The sequence below is a fragment of the Streptomyces monashensis genome, assembly GCF_001866665.1.
Classification (GTDB): domain Bacteria; phylum Actinomycetota; class Actinomycetes; order Streptomycetales; family Streptomycetaceae; genus Streptomyces; species Streptomyces monashensis.
This window is the reverse complement of record NZ_MLYO01000062.1, coordinates 168504-184496: the sequence shown is the minus strand read 5'-3', so window position 1 is coordinate 184496 and position 15993 is coordinate 168504. Positions and strand designations below refer to the sequence as shown.

The following is a 15993-nucleotide window of genomic DNA, read 5'->3' as shown; positions in this document are numbered from 1 at the left end:
GGGATCCCGCCCAGGACTTTCCTGCTCAGTGCTTGAAGATGTCCTTGGTCTTCTCCTTGGCCTGGCGCGCTGCACCCTTTGACTTCTTGGCCTGCCCTTCGGCTGTCATCCGCTCGTTGCCCACGGTGCGCCCGACCGCCTCTTTGGTCTTGCCTGCGGCTTCTTCCATCTTGCCTTTGGCCTTTTTCTCTACGGCCATCGTTGTTCACTCTCCTAGATGGGAGGTTGCGGACACCCACGTCGGGTACCCCATATCTCGCAGGAAAACAGCAGTCACTGCGGTTGGGACGCGTCGCAACCCATCGCATGATCACGACCACGGGACCGCTCAGGGAGAGGTGTCACTTGCGCGATCAGGGGGAAGGAGGGGGCCGAGCGGGCCCAGGTCCAAGTTGAGGTCCTCCATGGTCAGGCCGTAGCGGGTGCACAGCTCGGACATCCGGTCGTGGAGGATCATGAGAGTGGAACCGAGCCGCTCTTCCTGCTCCTCGGTGAGATCACCTTGGTCGACGCGGTGCAACGCCTGGCGCTCCATGAGTTGCCGCAACAGTTCGACCAGGGTGAGGACAAGCCGGACCAGGTCCCGTTCGACGGTGTCCGGGTCCGTACTGATGCGGCGGGCGGGGCGCGGTGACGGACGGGCCGGTGTGGTGACGTCGGGTACCGCGGACAGCAGCCGGCAGGCCCGGGCGGCCGCTTCGGCGACCTCGCCCAGACGGTCGGGCGGATCCGTGTGCCCGCCCCCGGCGACCACACCCGTCATGACGCCTCCCCGGAGCGTGTCGGCGTCATCCATGGTGACGGGTTCTGGACGCTCACAGAGACGATCAGGGCCCGCAGCGAGATGCGCACCAGATCGATGTCGGCGATCGACAGGACCACGTCCCCGGTGAGGACGACGCCGCCGCTCAGCAGGCGGTCGAGCAGGTCGATGAGGGCCACCTGGCGCTGCGCCAGCGGTTCGGCCCCGGGCGAGTACGTCACGTCGTTCATGGCGCCCGGTCCGTTGCGGATGTCTGCGTGCCCGGCGGAGCGACGAAGGAGTACGGCGCCCAGGGTCCAGTGACGTCGATCCGCACGCCGGACAGCCCCTGAGCGACTTCGAGCACCCGCGTGCGGAAGCCTGCCGCCGCGTCACGCGAGAGGAGGTAGGCGTCGTTGACGACGTTCTCGCCGGCGTCAGCGGCGAGTTCTCCTTGCTGTACCCGGTGCCGGACGTGACCCGCCGCCATGGTGTGGCCGATCGCTTCGACGCGTTCGGCAGCCTGCCGGGCGGCCCTGTAGGCCTCGTCGCGCGAGTGCCGCTGGGAGCGGCGAGCGCGCAGATAGGCCCGGCCCGGACTGAGCCCGCCGTCCGTGCCGACCGCGCCCGCCTCACCGGTGGCCTGTGCGTCCGGCTGCGGTTCCACGTAGATCTTCACGCCCCATTCGAGATGTCCTGCCAGCCGCCGAAGGGCGCGGGAGAGCCCGTCCGTCTCCTCGCGCAGCATGGTCCCCACCCGTTTGTCGTCCAGGTACACCGTGGCGAGCCGCAGGGGCAGGACGGTGGTGTGTGCGGCCAGGGCCTCGATCACCGCGTGGTGGGCGCGGGCGACGGCCTCGAGCCAGTCCAGGTCCTCCAGATGGCGTCGCAAAGCGCTCTCCTGGAAGTCCTGGGCGGGCACCGAACTGACAGCAGCGTTCAGTTCGCCCCCGGATTCTTCCCGTACCAGGCGAACGGATGCCCCCGCCACGCCCTTCACATCGCCCAGGGCCTCAGCAAGCCCCTCCGCTGTGCGTAGTACGGCGTAGGCATAGGTGACCGGTTCAGTCATCGGCAGCCCCGTTCCGGTGTCGCGTGGTGGAGGACCTCGGGCGGCGCCGTGCGGCGGTCCGCTCCTCGTCGGGCGGCAGCTCACACTCGCCCTTCAGCGTCTCGATCTCCGCGTGCAACCGTCTGTTCTCTTCGGCCAGTGCACGCTCGCCAGGCCGGGAGGAAAGCGACGGATCGTGCTCCCACCAGTCAATTCCCATTTCCCTGGCTTTGTCGACGGAGGCGACGATGAGCCGGAGCTTGACGGTGAGCAACTCGATGTCCAGGAGATTGATCCGGATGTCCCCGGCAATGACGATTCCCTTGTCCAGGACGCGCTCGAGGATGTCGGCCAGGTTCGCGGAGGAACCTTGTCCGTAGCCGTACGAGGCCGTCGCCCTGGACGGGTACGCGCTCAGCCGGTTCGCGGGGGATTCCGACACTGCGGCCACCTCGATTCCAGCTCAGGGAGCGGGGTCGCCCCGCCAGTAGGCTGTGATCTCCTCCAGACGGTCGAGGAGCCGGTCCTCGTGCTCGTCGAACGTCTTCTGATCGATGCGGCCCTCAAGCAGGGCTCGCTCCAGCGCGGCCAGTTCACGCTCGACGGGCTCGGGGTCGTAGTACTCCCGCTCGGCGGCCTCGATCACCCGGTCGACAACCCAGCCCACGCCCCGCACGGGCGCCAGCGGGAAGGTGAGGAGCTGAGACAGCAGGCCCATGAGCTGCGCCTCTCAGACGAAACTGTACGGGGGCAGAGGGCCGCGCAGTCGGACCTCGCATTCCTCGCCCAATTGGTTGGCCAGTCTGGTCCCCGTGGCTTGGAACATCTCCTCCTCGTCCGCCGCGACCAGGAAGGAGATGTTGAGGAAGTCACGGCCGCCGGGGGGCGAGGGGGTCTCGTCGCGCGCGTACGGGCGCAGAGCCTCGACGATGCCCGTGGCGAGCGCCTGTTGCCGGACCTCGGCTTCCCGCGCGACCAGTTCGCCGAGCGCGAGTGACATCTGCGGGGTGCCGTTGCCGCCGCGAGTGGCGGCGTTCAGTTCACGGGCTTCCTCGGACTCCAGCAGGATCCGGCGCAGCAACGCCCCTTCCTCCCAGGAGACCTTCAGGTTGTACTCCTTGGCGCCTTCCAGGCTTCGCAGTCGTTCCCGGAATTCGTCGGCCCTGTCCTCCAGGGCTGCGCGTACGGCTTCGTCGCTCTCGGCCGTCATGCCGAACTGCAGCGGCAGCACGGCACCCTCGACCATCAGCCGCTCCTGGACTTCCTGGTGAGCCAGCACATCACGCCGCCGGGCACGCAGGTCCTCGGGCGCGTCGCTGACGACCGCACACAGCGATCCGTTTGTCACTGTGCGCAGCGGGCTGGAAGGCTCGCCGACGCCGTGGACGTCGTCCAGCCGCATCGGGTGGTCCTTCGAGGTGATGGAGTAGACGTAGACGGCCATGGTCACTCCCTCTGCCGCCGGGAAGTCCGCCTGGCCTGTCGGCGACGCTGCCGGGGCTCCTCCTCGTATTCGGGCTCCTCCTGTTCGCCTTCGCCGCCCTCGTTGTCCTGCTCCTCGTAGTCCTCCTCCTCGTCTTCATCCGCGTCGCCCCCTTCTTCACCGCCGTCACCTGTCAGGGTGTCCTTGACGGCCTCGACGGCGCCGGTCAGAGCCCCCTTGGACTTGCCCTCCGCCCCGCCTTCGGTGATCTCGCCGACGAGATCGGTGAGCTGGGTTGGCTGTTTGCTGCCTGTTTCGAGGTCGAGGCGGTTGCAGGCCTCGGCGAAGCGAAGGTAGGTGTCCACACTGGCAACGACAATGCGGGCGTCGATCTTGAGTATCTCGATACCGACGAGGGACACACGGACGAAGACGTCTATGACGAGGCCGCGGTCCAGAATCAGGTCCAGGACGTCGTACAGGCTGCTCGTGCTACCGCGCGAGATGCCGCTTTCGCCCTGCGGCACCACAGTCATGGCACCTCCCTTCACCACCCCCTCGTGCATATATCAGCGACGTCGGTCGATCTGGCCGCGCGTGTAGCGGCGGATCCGTTCGTACGCCAGCAGCTCGCCCTCCGCGTCAAGCCTCACGTGGTAGGTGCCGAGCACGCTGGTGGTCTCGGGGACTCGCTTCAGCTCGAGTACCTCGACATCCGCCTCCCATCCCTCCTCGGTCGGCTTGATTGCCGACACCGACTCGGGGGCGCGTCCGAGAAGTTCCTCCAGTTGCCGGGCGGCGGAGCGCATGGCCCAGGCCGCCGAGTGCTGGGCGGATTTCCGCATGCGCCCGGTGCGGCGTGTGGCGTCGTCACTGCGGGAGGGGCGCCTGCCACTCCCCGTGCTGTCCTTGTCTGAGGCGGGCATGTTCCCAACTCCGTTGCTGGAGCAGCACCCCCCCATCACTCAAATGTACTATTTCACCATATGCACCTTGAAAGTGTGCCGCGACGGGCCACTGGCGGCCGCTGCGCCGCCGTGCGACCGCGCCGCTGCTCGCCGGAGGGAATGATCGATGAACGATTCAACGAAGATCGCTCTCGCTGCCGCAGTCGCCGGCGGCTACGTCCTCGGCCGGGCCAAGAAGGGGCGACTCGCCTTCGGAGTGGCCACCTATCTCGCAGGCCGCCGTTTCGGCCTGGAACCGCAGCAACTGCTCAGTGACGGGCTCCGCAAACTCCAGGAGATCCCCCAGGTCGCCGACCTCAACGAGCAGGTGCGCGGCGAATTCAAGGACGCGGGCCGCAAGGCTCTGGCGGCAACTGCCGACCGCAAACTCGGCGACCTCGCGGACGCCTTGCACGAGCGCACCGCACGCATCGGAAGCGAGAGGGAAGAGGGAAGCGGGGAAGAAGAGTACGAGCCAGAGGCCGAAGAAGAGTACGAGGACGGGGGGGACGAAGACGAAGAGGGACTCGAGGAAGAAGAGCCGGAAGAGGAAGAGGAGCAGCCCCGGGCGAAGAGGCCCACCTCCAGGCGTCGGCGTCCCGGCCACAGGGCTGAAGACGCCCAGGAAGAGCCGCGCACCCGGCGCCGCACAGCCAAGCGTCCGTCCGCACGCCCCACTCCGCGTAAGGCTCCGGCACGTAAGACCACCGCCAGGAAGGCACAGCCGACGAAGAAGACGGCCATGAAAAAAGCGGCTCCGGCCAGGAAGACCGCGGCGAAGAAAACCGCGGCTCCAGCGAGAAAGGCCGCGGCGAAGAAGACTGCCGCACCAGCCAGGAAGACCGCGGCGAAGAAAACCGCCCCCAGGAAGAGTGCCCCGAAGAAGGCGACGGCCAAAAGGGCGTCCACCACGCGGCGGAGGTAGGCCATGGCCAGGACGGCACAGAAGACCGGGCGGGACGAACCCTCCGGCCTCGACCGGTTGCGTGACGAACTCGTCGACTACGTCGGTGCGCAGGTCGAGCATCTCGCGGACCTGGCGGGCGACAAAGTGGAAGACCTCACCGACCAGTTGCTGGACGTGGCCGAGAACGGCGGCGTTCTTCCGAAAGTCGGCGCCCGCGTCCTCCAGGGGGACTCACCTCTCAGAGCCCTGATCGGCGAGAAGGCGAAAAGCATCAAGGACAGCGCGGCCGAGAAGGTTTCGAGCCTGTTCGGCGGCAAGGGTAGCAAGTCCGGCAATCCCAAGGTCACGACCATCATCGAACACCTGGATGTGGGCGTCCCCGTACGCGTCGCCTACGACCACTGGACCCGGTTCGAGAAGTTCAGCTCCTTCACCAAAGGCGTGCGCAGCGTGTCACAAGGAGACGAAACCAGCAGTGACTGGAAGGTAAAGGTAGGTCCGTCCACCCGTTCCTGGAAGGCCACCATCCAAGAACAGATCCCGGACGAGCGCATCATGTGGACTTCGGACGGCGCCAAAGGCAGCACCCGAGGCTGCGTCAGCTTCCACGAACTCACGCCCACGCTCACGCACATCGTGCTCGTCGTCGAGTACTACCCTTCGGGCTTCTTCGAGAAAACCGGCAACCTCTGGCGCGCCCAGGGCCGCCGACTCCGGCTCGACGCCAAACACTTCCAGCGCTACGTCACCCTCTCGGACGAGGACGCCGACGGCTGGCGCGGCGAGATCCGCCAGGGCGAGGTGGTGCGCACCCACGAAGAGGCACTGGAAGAGGAAGAAGCCGAGTACGAGGACGAAGAACCCGAAGAAGAGGAAGAGGCACCGGAGGACGAATACCCCGAGGACGAAACAGAAGACGAATACGAAGACGAGTATCAAGACGAGGAGGCATGAAACCATAACGATGCAGGGCACCTCGCGGATAGTCGTCATGCTGCGCCCTCGTCGATGCCGGCGGCACGCTGGTGTCCGGGCCAGGGTCAGCGCCCACGCCACTGGCCTCCAACAACTGCTCGACCACCTGGCCGAACACGAGGCGCCTCACCCGGGCAGAGCGGCTTTCCGCCCGCGGCCGGTGGCTGTCCCACTCGGTCGGCATGACCATCACCGATGCCATCCACCAGGCCGTCCTGAGAGTCCCGGCATCAGCATGGACGCCGGCCGTCGAGCCGGACGGCTAAGTCCGCGACGGCGCCTGGGTCACCGTACCTTCGCCGACGGGGAGTGGCCGACGGTCCTCCCCCGGGCCCTCGCCGTAGATGACCGCGGAGACCGCGCTGTCGTAGGCATCGTTGAGGCCGTTGCCCTTTGTGCCAAGCATGTTCTCCCAGTCGATTCCCACGCCTACGAGCCTAGACCGTACTGCTCGAGGATCTCGTCTCGAACAGCTCCTCCAGGGCGCGTTGCCACCTGGGAGCTGCGTCCAGGTGCGCCATCGCGGCGGAGCAGTCTTCGGCGATGTAGCGGACTTCGTCGTCCGTGAGCACCGGCTGATCACCACGGGGACACAGCCATGCCACCACAGGCCAAGGACGGCGACAACAGTCGCCACAGAATCGTCGGCGACCAGGAGGCCGCGGGCGACCTCAGGCACGCCTGGAACACCCGGTCACTCGGGGCGAACCGCACCCGATCCCGGCCGATTCGGCGTTCCAGCACGGTGATCTGATGACGCAGCGCGAAGGATCTCTGCGTCCTTGTCCTGGTTGCTCACCGGCAGCAGCCGCAGCAGGGTGAACACGTTCGCCACACCCAGACAGGCAAGTCGAAGCAGCACGACAGATCATCCTGCCGGGGCACTCACCAGGCGCCCAGAGCACCCGCCCGAGCGCCCGCGCTCGACACCACCCGTACACCAGCCCCCACCAGGACGGATGAGTTTTTCGGCAGGCACAGCGACAACGTGCACCTCGACAACTGCATCGGCCTGCGAAACAGCCCCGAGCACGCCCGCTGACCAAGTCGGCGCACAGGGAAACTCCAAGATCCCCAACAGAGTCAAGCCAAGGTCCACCATCATGCCGGCAGCAGCACGAGTGAACCGGCTGTGGCGCGGGACTCGATCGCCCGATGGGCCTGCGCCGCGTCGGACAAGGCGTAGGTGCCACCGAACCGTATGCGCAGTATGTCTTCGGATATCGCGCTGAAGACCTCGTTCGCGCGCCACAGCACCTCGGCGCGGGTACGGACGAAGTGCGGCAGCACCGGCCGGGTCACGAACAGCGAACCCGGTTCGGCGAGACGCTGCAGATCGAACGGCGGGACTCGGCCACTCGCGGATCCGAACAACGCGAGTGTGCCCCGCGGCCGAAGCGAGGCGAGGCTCGACTCGAAGGTGGCCGCACCGACGCCGTCGTAGGCGGCGGAGACACCTTCGCCGCCCGTCAGTTCCCGGACGTGTTCGGCGAGATCGTCTCCGTATCGCAGCACGTGCCGGGCCCCGGCCTCCCGGGCGAGCTTCTCCTTCTCGTCGGTGGACACGGTGGTGATCACCTTGGCACCTCGCGCCGCGGCCCACTGCACCAGAAGCTGGCCCATGCCGCCGGCACCCGCGTGAACCAGGATCGCGTCTCCCGGCGTCGGTCGGTACACCGACTCCAAGAGGTAGTGCGCGGTCATTCCCTGCAGCAGCGCCCCACCTGCGACCTGCCAGTCGATCCCGTCGGGCACCGGCACGCACTGACCGGCCGGCACGGCCACGAGTTCGGCATAGCTGGCCCTGCCGTACGCCCAGGCCACTCGATCCCCGACGGCGACCTCGGCTCCCTCGCCCGCCGCCACGACCTCGCCTGCTCCCTCGAGGCCCGGAACGGGGAGTTCAGCGGGGTACTCCCCTCTGCGCACGTACACGTCGCGGTAGTTCACGCCGATCGCTCTGGTCCGCACCAGCACCTCGCCCGGCCCGGGAACCGGGTCCGGCATCCGCCGGTAACGAAGGGCATCAGGGCCGCCGGGCTCGGTCACCACCACTGCGTGCACGAGGTCTCCCCTTCTCGCTCTCGTCGGTTCGGCCGCATCACGCTGTCCGGGCCTTCTGTTCGCGACGGAATCGGTACAGCGCCGGTTCGGTATAGCCGTTCGGCGCCGTCGCGCCCCGGATGATCAGTTCGCGGGCCGCCTGCCACGCGAGGGAGGCTTCCCGTGCAGGGAGCAGCGGCCGGTAACCCGGTTCGTCGTGGAGGCGCTCGTCGAGGACCGCCGCCGTCCGGCGTAGACCCTCGTCCACATCCCGCACGGTGATCACGTTGTGGTGCAGCCAGTTCGCCAGCAGTTGGGTCGACATCCGTATCGTGGCGCGGTCTTCGAGTACGACGACACCGTCGAAGGCGGGCATCGGGGCACTGGCGACGGCACGCTCGACCCAGCGCACCGCATAGCCGAGAACGGTGTAGCAGTGGGCGTCCAACTCCCTCCGCAGGCCGGTGAGGGTTTCGGCGACCGGCGGGCGCAGGAGCTCGCCGAGCGAACGTCGCGGTCCGGCCGCCGCGATCTCGCGCTGCACGTCGGCGATGTCCACCTGGTGGTAGTGCACGGCGTGCAGAGTCGCGGCGACGGCGGTCGGCACCCAGGTCGTCCCCGCGCCCAGAGAGAGCTGGCCGATCTTGGACGCGAACAGGTCGCTCATCCGCTCGGGTGTGGGCCACATGCCCAGCCCGATCAGTGCCCGCCCCTGAAGGCCATGGGCCAGGCAGGTGTCGACGTGCCACTGCTCGTACGCCATCCGCCAGTCTTGGGTCTTCATGGCGGCCTTGGGCACCATGGGCCCGGCCGCCATCGACGTGTGGATCTCGTCGGCAGTTCGGTCGAGCAGGCCGTTGTTGGTGGAGACGACTCGATGCCGTACCGCCTCGAGGCACGCCGCCAGGTTGACGGTGGTGCGCCGCTCCTCGTCCAGGAGACCGAGTTTCACCGTGTGGTCCGGCAGTCCGAGCAAGCGCTCGATGCGACCGAAGAGCTCATCGATGAAGGCGAACTCGTCAGGACCGTGCAGTTTCGGCACCGCCAGATACACCGCGCCCGCACGGGAGTTCACGCGGGAGGTGTCGCCCCGCAGGTCGTGCAGCGCCGCGAGGGTGGCGATCACCGCGTCGACGATGACTTCCGGCACCTCGGCGCCCTCGTGGTCGAGGATCGCGTCCGTGGTCATCAACTGCCCGACGATCCGGGCGAACAGCAGTGCCCGCCCGGGCAGCGATATGCGGCTGCCGTCCGGGGCGGTGTACCGGCGATCGGGATGCATGCCGCCACCGTGCCGCGTGGTGTAGCTGCCGCGCATCAGGCGCAACCAAGCGCGGTAGACCTCGATCTTGTCCGTGACATCAACGGCAGCGACGCAGTCCTCGAAGTCCATGATCGTGGAGATCCCGGATTCCGGGACCACATCCTGGATGCCGGCCGCGTCGAGACGGCCGAACGCGCCATCCGGGTCGAACTGGATCTCGACGTGCAGGTGATGATGTTCGATCAGCACGACCGACGGCCGAGCGGGATCACCGCGGAATCCGGCCAGCCGCGCCGCAGGGGCCAGTGTGCTGAACGTGCCGTCGGCCATCTGCACGCGCAGCGCACCGTCGACGACGTGATAGCGCGTCGATTTCGCGTGCGAGCCCTCGTCGAGCGGCGCCATCACGTCGAGAAGGCCTCGGGCGAAGTCGATGACCGCCTCGCGGCGTTCACCGGTGTCGCCCTGAGGAATCACGTCGGTCTTGTACAGGGCGCGATACAGCGATCCCCATCGGGCGTTGGCCCCTTCGAGCGCGAAGGGCTCGTCGACCACCGGCACCAGCAGCTGCGGACCGGCGATCCGCGTGATCTCCGCGTCCGTACCGGCGGTGTCCACGGAGAAGGGCTCCGGTGTCGCAACCAGGTAGCCGATCTCGGTCAGGTACCGGCGATACGCGTCCGCGTCGAAGTCCTCGGCGCGGTGCTCGGTGTGCCAGGCGTCCACGCTGTCCTGCAGTGCGCGGCGCCGGTCCAGCAGTGCGCGATTGCGCGGCGCGAGGTCGTCGATCAGCCGCTCGAATCCGGCCCAGAACTCCCCGGCAGCCACGCCGATGCCGGGGAGAGCCTCCCGTTCCACGAAATCCCGGAACGCGCGCGCGACCCGCAGGGCCCCGATCCGGACCCGCGCGTCCTCGGCGACGTCAGCGATGCTCATACAGGCACCACACCATCGTCGCCTCCAGCTTCTTCAAGATCTTCAGATTCTCGATGGATTCGACGACGTCCACCGATCCGATGCAGGCATCGACGGCCTGCTCGCTCACCAGCCGTGCGGCTTCCGGCTTCGCCCGGACCGTCGAGACCACCACGTCGGCCGGCATGTGCTCGCGCACGAACTGCAGGGTGGCCGGGTGAGACGCCGCCGTGCGGATGTCCGCGATCCCGCCGGAGAAGTCCGAATGGACCGCGACGCACATGGGCTTGGTCGGCGACTCCCAGACTCCGACCATCGTCATCGACCTGAGCTTGCTGAAATGAAGGTCGACCCAGGAGTCGACCACTGATCCGTTGTTCATGTCCAGATATCCGGCGGCGACCAGCGCCCTGCCGCCGTGTGTCTCGGAATCGTCGATGGCGGCGCGGAAGGAGGGGAAGAGCTCGATGTCTTCGCCTCCGATGCGGAGGGCCTCCGCGTGCGCGTCCGTCCCCGACGGTCCGAGCGTCTTGATGACGCTCTGCTTCACCATGATGCAGTCCCCGTACTGCTGGAAGCGCTGAATTCGTAGGTTGTCAGGTGGGCGGCTTCGCCGACGGTACGGCAGCCGGACAGGGCGAGATCCGTCTCGAGTTCCTCGCGCAGCAGCGACAGCACGGCGTCGACGCCCGACTCGCCGCCGACGGCGAGCCCGTAAAGGATCGGCCGCCCCAGCAGAACGCCGTCGGCGCCGCGAGCCAGCGCCTTGAGTACGTCCGAGCCTGATCGGATGCCGCCGTCGACGAGTACGTCCACCGTGTCTCCCACTGCGGCCCGGATCTCCGGCAGCACCGTGAGTCCGGGCACGGCTCCGTCGAGCTGACGCCCGCCGTGATTGGAGACCACCAGCGCGTCCACGCCCGAGCGCGTCGCCATGAGGGCGTCCTCGCGCGTCAGGATGCCCTTCACGACGAGCGGCAGCCGGGTGCGCTCCCGCAGCCATTCGATGTCGCTCCACGCCAATGAGGGGTCGAACATCACGGTGGTGTGCGAGGCGACGGCCGAACCTCCGGCCGGGGCCCGTTGCGCTCCGATCGCGGCCTCGCCGCGGAAGTGGGCGGCGTAGACGTCGGGCGGCAGCGCGAAGCCGTTGCGCTGGTCTTTGAGGCGGCGGCCCAGTCGGGGCACGTCGACGGTGAGCATGAGCGCCTGGCAGCCCGCGGCTTCGGCCCGGCTCACCAGTTCCTTCGTGGCGCCCCGGTCCCGCAGCCAATACAGCTGGAACCACAGGTCGGCACCCGACTCGGCGATGCGCTCCACCGGTGTCCCGCTGAGCATCGCCACGGTGAACGGTACGCCCGCCGTCTTCGCCGCGCGTGCGGTGGCCGCCTCGCTCTGCGGATGTACCAGCCCGTGGTAGGCCATCGGCGCGATGGCCACCGGCAGGCTCGATTCGGTGCCGACCAGGCGGGATGCGGTCGACACATGCGATACGTCCCGCAGCATCCGCGGCGCCACATACAGGTTGTCGAAGGCGCGCAGATTGGCCGCCACGCTCCGCTCGGCACCGCTGCCGCCGGAGATGAAATCCCAAGCGGCGGGCGATATCACGTCGCAGGCCGCGTCGGAGAACTCGGCCACGGATTGCGGCCGACTCGGTTCCCCGGTCTCCGTCACCTCCGTCACCGTTCCTCCCGCTGGCTCCGCTCCGCCTTCCTGGCCTCGAACAACGCCTTGACGTTGCCCTTGCCGAAGGTCTCGGCACCGACCCGCTCGATCACCTCGAAGAAGAAGGTGTTGCGCGGATGCGTGGAGTGCGTGAAGATCTGGAACAACTCGCCGCCGTGGTCCCGGTCGGCGAGGATGCCCAGTTCGCGCAGTTGCTCGAGCTCGTGACGCGCTACGCCGCCGAGGCGGTCCGGCAGCAGGTCGTAGTAAGCGCCCGGAGTGTCGAGGAAGTCCACCCCGCGCCCGCGCAGCTTCTGAACGGCCGTCACGATGTCCGCGCAGCTGAACGCGATGTGCTCGACCCCCGGCCCGGCGTTGTTCTGCACGAACTCCGCGATGAAGTCCAGGGACTGCCCCGGCTTCGCGGCGGACTCGACGATGGTGAACGTGACGTCGCCCGCGGCGTTGCGCACGACCTGGGAATCCATACCCTGACCGCCGACCATGGTCCGGTCCTCGAAAATCACCGAGAAACCCAGGACGGATTCATAGAACTTCACCGCGTTCCGAAGGTCGCCGGCTCCGACGAGGTAGGCGAAGTGGTCCAGCACACCGAATTCCGCGGGCACTTGCGCCGCGGACTCCGGTGCCGGGACGATGCCCGGCGGCAGTTGGCCAGGTGCGGCATCATCCGGGCGTTCGACCAGGCCGTGCTGGACATCGCCGAACGCACCGAAACCGGCGACCAGCACACCGGCGCGCTCGACCGGCTGAAGCACGGCTTCGGCGCCGTTGGCCACGGCCTCCGCGAAGGCCGCATCGACCGACGGCGTGCGCAGCCAGATGTTGGCCACGCCGTCGCCATGGGTGCGGACCCAGGCGGACACCGGGGAATCCTCGGTCAGCCCCTGGGTGAGCAGGAGCACGATGCCCCCTTGCCTCAACGCAATCGAGCGGTGGGACTGGATGCTCGCGCTCGACGTTCCCGCTAGCTGGAAGGCGTATTTCGACGCGAGATCTTTGACGGTCGCGTCAATGTCTTCGACATAGAACTCGACGTGATCCAACCGAGCATCACGCAAAACTTGCATGGCAGCTCTCCAAACGCTTTGAAGTCAACCCAAATCAGAGGGGACTTCGAATAAGCAATCCCCCAGAACGCCCCGACCTGCGGCTGACGCACCCCATTGGCAGCCGCGGCTCGGCTAAGGAGAGCCGCGGGCCCCTTTATTGCTCGTTCAACTCGAACTTACAGGCCCCTCATGCGACTTGACAATGGCCGCATTCGGCAGCACAACGGAGTCGATATTAAGTCCTTGTTTCACGGCACATCTTGTGCGCGCCGAGCAGGCAATACGTAATCGCCGGTTGCAGTTCTCGCACATCTGAGGCCTGCCATTCTGTGGATTTCACCGAACGGCGGTGCCAACTCGTCGAAGCCTCCGAACCCCAGGAGCAACCCTTGACACACCAGAAGCGCCTCCGCATGCGAAGGCGCTTCTGGGTAACGGGCTGGTCCCCCTGCTCACTCCCGCGTGGTGATCACCGCGGGATCGTCGCGGGCGCCTCGCGAGCCGGCGTCTCGGCCGGTTCCGGGACGGTCCGCCGCACGGAGAGCAGCGATACGCACGCGATCAGCGCAGACAGGGCTGGAACGGCCACCGGTCCCCCCGTCGACAGGGCGAGGCCGCCGACGGCACCGCCGACGGCGACTCCCAGGAACTGCACGGAGAAGTGCACCCCCAGCGCCAGGGACCGCTGCGCGGGCGCCAGGGCGGCGATCCGTGTCTGCTGGGAGACCCCGCCGCAGCACCAGGCGGCACCCAGGCAGAACAGCACCGGAAACGCGGCGATCGCCGCGGTGGTGCGGGGATGCCAGGCGGTGCCGACGGCAATGGCTGCGAGGAGCAGCGCCATCAGCGAGAGAGCCACGCGCAGCACCCGTGCCACGGGCACCTTGACCAGGATCCTGCCGATCGTGCGCCCGGCCAGCAACGCACCCGCACCGAAGACGATCATCAGCGCCGCGACGCCCTGGCTTCCCATCCCGGTCGCCCGCTCGACGATCGGCGCAAGATACGTGTAGGTGCAGTACGCGGCGAGGAAGACCCCGAAGGTGGTCAGCAGACTCCACCGGACGGCCGGGTTGCGCAGCAGTTCGGCCCGGCCGGTGCCGACGGGAGCCACCGGCACCGTCGGCAGCAAAGCCACCAGCATCAACGCAGTGACCAGCGCCAGGACCGTGACGAACAGGAACGTACCCCGCCAGCCGAGCAGTCCGCCGATCAAGGTGCCGATCGGCGCGCCCAGAGTGAGCGCCAGCGCGTTGCCGCTGGCGGTGACCGCGATCGCGTTGGGCATGTCCTGCGGACGGCACAGCGCCGCCGCGGCGGCGGCGGCCGGCGCGGCCAGCAGGGCCGCGCTCAACGCGGCCAGCACGCGCGCCGCGGCGAGCACGGCATAGTCGGGTGCGCACGCCGCGAGGGCGTTGCTGAGCGCGAAAGCCAGCATGGCCCCGATCAGCACCGACTTCGGCGGCACTCTGCGGAACGCGCCGATCAGCAGCGGCCCGCCCAGGGCGTAGACCAGCGCGAAGACCGTGACCAGCTGCCCGCACACCGACACGGACACATGCATGGAGTGCGCGACCTCCGGCAGCACACCGGCGATGACATACCCCTCGGTGCCGACGGTGAAAGTGGCCAGGGCCAGCACGTACACCCGGGGGTTCATGCCGGTTCCGGCGCGGTGGGAACCGGTGCGGCAAGGCGCCGGCGCGCGAGGTCGTCGGCGGCCTGCGCGGTCGTGATCTTCGTGCGCGCGGCCGTTTCGAACAGGCCGGTCAGCGTGTCGGCGATCGACTCGATGCGCTTGACCGCTTCCTCCGGTTCGTCGCCCAGGACTTCGCGAGAGACCGCGTTGACGACACCGCCGGCGTTGGCGATGTAGTCGGGGGCCCAGAGGATCTCGCGCTCCCGCAACAGCTCCGCCACGCCGGGATCGGCCAGTTGGTTGTTGGCCGCGCCCGCCACCGCGCCGCAGCGCAGCCGCGCCACCAGATCCCGGGTCAGCAGGCCGCCGAGCGCGGCGGGGACGAGCACGTCCACCTCGGCGGTGGCCGCTGCGTCGGGTTCGGCGAACACCGCGCCCAGTTCCGCGCCGAGGGAGCGCTTCGCCGGGTCGACGTCGCTCAGGATCAGGCCGGCTCCCGCGGCCGCCAACTGCCGGGCTATCTGCTCCCCGACGTGTCCGAGACCGATCACCGCGAATTTCCTGCCCGCCAAGGCCGGCGAGCCGAACAGCGCCAGGCAGGTCGAGCGCAGCGCGGCGACGACACCCAGGGCCGTGAACGGCGAGGGGTCACCGCTTCCGCCGGCGGCCTGCGGCCGGCAGAACACGTACTCGGTGCGTTCGCCGATGGCCGCCATGTCGGCCGGTCCGGTACCCGCGTCGGGGCCGGTCACGTAGGCGCCGCCGAACTCCGCCACGATGTCGCCGACATCGTGCAGCGCCGCGCGGCGTTCGTCCGCGGTGAGGCTCCGCCCGGTGGGAAGGACCACGACCGTCTTGCCGCCGCCGTTCGGCAGTCCGGCGGCAGCGCACTTACGGGTCATGCCCTCCGACAGGCGCAGCGCGTCGCGCAGGCCGTCCTCCCAGCTGTCGTAGGCCCACATCCGGCAGCCGCCGACCGCACGGCCGAGAGCAGTGGAGTGCACTGCGACGACGATCGGCAGCCGGCTTCGCCGCCCGCGTCGCACCACGACCGATTCATGACTGAACTCCATCGGAGTCTCCACGCGTCCTCCCGTGCACCCGGATCTTCAGGACCCCTCACCCGGGGGCCAGGCCAGGCCCCTGCGGCGTCCGCTGTCCAGCCTGCTGACGGCCGGTCAGCGGGACCAGAACCGAATCCGAGAACTTCCCCGCACCGTTTTTGCGAAGTCCACAAAACTGCAGCGTGCGCGTTCTTGATCTCCTATCGTCGAGGCGTGGTCGCAGCGCCGCTGCCATGCAATCGCGAGAGAGAGCACTACGAAATCCACATATCGGGAGGGGCC

General features: G+C 68.1%; 18 protein-coding genes. 2 read left to right on the top strand and 16 right to left on the bottom strand.

Features of this window, described 5'->3' with window-relative positions:
- Window positions 1-25 precede the first annotated feature (25 nt).
- The 9 genes from BIV23_RS33095 to BIV23_RS33055 form a co-directional block, all read right to left on the bottom strand.
- On the bottom strand, window positions 26-199 hold the full coding sequence (locus BIV23_RS33095) for a CsbD family protein (RefSeq protein WP_071384666.1): 174 nt from the start codon (window positions 197-199) through the stop codon (window positions 26-28).
- 129 nt (window positions 200-328) lie between these two features.
- Entirely contained in the window at window positions 329-763 is a 435-nt protein-coding gene (locus BIV23_RS33090) for a gas vesicle protein K (protein ID WP_071384665.1), read from the bottom strand.
- Window positions 760-993: a gas vesicle protein gene (locus BIV23_RS33085; protein ID WP_071384664.1), complete on the bottom strand. Its 234-nt coding sequence runs from the start codon at window positions 991-993 to the stop codon at window positions 760-762. Before BIV23_RS33085 ends, BIV23_RS33090 begins: the two co-directional genes overlap by 4 nt.
- Window positions 990-1814, bottom strand: a complete 825-nt coding sequence (locus BIV23_RS33080; RefSeq protein WP_071384663.1) for a GvpL/GvpF family gas vesicle protein — start codon at window positions 1812-1814, stop codon at window positions 990-992. The genes BIV23_RS33085 and BIV23_RS33080 overlap by 4 nt, the downstream gene beginning before the upstream one ends.
- Window positions 1807-2235 (bottom strand): gas vesicle protein, encoded by a 429-nt coding sequence (locus tag BIV23_RS33075; protein ID WP_071384700.1) that lies wholly within the window; start codon window positions 2233-2235, stop codon window positions 1807-1809. The genes BIV23_RS33080 and BIV23_RS33075 overlap by 8 nt, the downstream gene beginning before the upstream one ends.
- A 21-nt stretch (window positions 2236-2256) precedes the next feature.
- A complete protein-coding gene (locus BIV23_RS33070) occupies window positions 2257-2511 on the bottom strand; it encodes a gas vesicle protein GvpG (RefSeq protein WP_071377853.1) in 255 nt (84 codons plus the stop codon).
- Window positions 2512-2523: 12 nt separating this feature from the next.
- Window positions 2524-3237: a GvpL/GvpF family gas vesicle protein gene (locus tag BIV23_RS33065; protein ID WP_071384662.1), complete on the bottom strand. Its 714-nt coding sequence runs from the start codon at window positions 3235-3237 to the stop codon at window positions 2524-2526.
- Between the two features lie 2 nt (window positions 3238-3239).
- Entirely contained in the window at window positions 3240-3752 is a 513-nt protein-coding gene (locus BIV23_RS33060) for a gas vesicle structural protein GvpA (protein WP_107471336.1), read from the bottom strand.
- Window positions 3753-3785: 33 nt separating this feature from the next.
- Window positions 3786-4142, bottom strand: coding sequence for a gas vesicle protein GvpO (locus BIV23_RS33055; protein WP_079173566.1), 357 nt, complete (start codon window positions 4140-4142; stop codon window positions 3786-3788).
- Between the two features lie 148 nt (window positions 4143-4290).
- Here BIV23_RS33055 and BIV23_RS49810 point away from each other — a divergent pair, with 148 nt between their 5' ends.
- Window positions 4291-5088 carry a hypothetical protein gene (locus BIV23_RS49810; RefSeq protein ID WP_079173565.1) on the top strand — a complete coding sequence of 266 codons (798 nt, stop codon included), beginning with the start codon at window positions 4291-4293 and terminating at the stop codon, window positions 5086-5088.
- Between the two features lie 3 nt (window positions 5089-5091).
- Window positions 5092-6024, top strand: a complete 933-nt coding sequence (locus BIV23_RS33045) for an SRPBCC family protein (protein WP_071384659.1) — start codon at window positions 5092-5094, stop codon at window positions 6022-6024.
- 1122 nt (window positions 6025-7146) lie between these two features.
- Here the strand turns inward: BIV23_RS33045 and BIV23_RS33040 are convergent.
- From BIV23_RS33040 to BIV23_RS33010, 7 genes are all read right to left on the bottom strand, one after another.
- Complete coding sequence (locus BIV23_RS33040; RefSeq protein ID WP_071384658.1) at window positions 7147-8109, bottom strand: quinone oxidoreductase family protein; 963 nt, start codon at window positions 8107-8109, stop codon at window positions 7147-7149.
- 37 nt (window positions 8110-8146) lie between these two features.
- Window positions 8147-10288: a malate synthase G gene (locus BIV23_RS33035; RefSeq protein ID WP_071384657.1), complete on the bottom strand. Its 2142-nt coding sequence runs from the start codon at window positions 10286-10288 to the stop codon at window positions 8147-8149.
- Window positions 10275-10820, bottom strand: coding sequence for a type 2 periplasmic-binding domain-containing protein (locus BIV23_RS33030; RefSeq protein ID WP_071384656.1), 546 nt, complete (start codon window positions 10818-10820; stop codon window positions 10275-10277). Before BIV23_RS33030 ends, BIV23_RS33035 begins: the two co-directional genes overlap by 14 nt.
- Window positions 10814-11953, bottom strand: coding sequence for an alpha-hydroxy acid oxidase (locus BIV23_RS33025; protein WP_079173563.1), 1140 nt, complete (start codon window positions 11951-11953; stop codon window positions 10814-10816). Before BIV23_RS33025 ends, BIV23_RS33030 begins: the two co-directional genes overlap by 7 nt.
- Window positions 11950-13002 carry a 4-hydroxyphenylpyruvate dioxygenase gene (hppD, locus tag BIV23_RS33020; RefSeq protein WP_245790768.1) on the bottom strand — a complete coding sequence of 351 codons (1053 nt, stop codon included), beginning with the start codon at window positions 13000-13002 and terminating at the stop codon, window positions 11950-11952. Before hppD ends, BIV23_RS33025 begins: the two co-directional genes overlap by 4 nt.
- Before the next feature lie 475 nt (window positions 13003-13477).
- Entirely contained in the window at window positions 13478-14668 is a 1191-nt protein-coding gene (locus BIV23_RS33015; RefSeq protein WP_071384654.1) for an MFS transporter, read from the bottom strand.
- Window positions 14665-15732 (bottom strand): Glu/Leu/Phe/Val dehydrogenase family protein, encoded by a 1068-nt coding sequence (locus BIV23_RS33010; protein WP_245790767.1) that lies wholly within the window; start codon window positions 15730-15732, stop codon window positions 14665-14667. Before BIV23_RS33010 ends, BIV23_RS33015 begins: the two co-directional genes overlap by 4 nt.
- Window positions 15733-15993: the final 261 nt, after the last annotated feature.